The organism is Enterovibrio qingdaonensis (assembly GCF_028683135.1).
Lineage (GTDB): Bacteria > Pseudomonadota > Gammaproteobacteria > Enterobacterales > Vibrionaceae > Enterovibrio > Enterovibrio qingdaonensis.
Window position 1 is genome coordinate 1 of the sequence record NZ_JAJUBB010000087.1, and the last position, 291, is coordinate 291.

The 291-nt window shown below is 46.4% G+C and carries 2 tRNA genes; both read right to left on the reverse strand.

The features are described from left to right. Window positions 1–32 precede the first annotated feature (32 nt). Window positions 33–119, reverse strand: a tRNA-Leu gene (locus LRP49_RS25240). An 88-nt stretch (window positions 120–207) separates the two neighbouring features. Beyond that, a tRNA-Met gene (locus tag LRP49_RS25245) sits at window positions 208–284 on the reverse strand. Between the last annotated feature and the right edge of the window lie 7 nt (window positions 285–291).

A 291-nucleotide genomic window follows, 5' to 3' on the forward strand; every position in this document is an offset into this window, starting at 1 on the left:
GCCTTGTCTGACCCTCTTTCGAGCAAGGTATTTGGTGCGAAGGGAGAGACTTGAACTCTCACGTCCGTTAGGACACTAACACCTGAAGCTAGCGCGTCTACCAATTCCGCCACCATCGCAAAGTTTTTTACAGACTGAAAGCCTTGGCTTTCTGAGATTTGGTAGTTTCTCTTATCTGTTTGAAAGTATAAATACTTTCGGTATAAGTGGTGGCTACGACGGGATTCGAACCTGTGACCCCATCATTATGAGTGATGTGCTCTAACCAACTGAGCTACGTAGCCAAGCCAA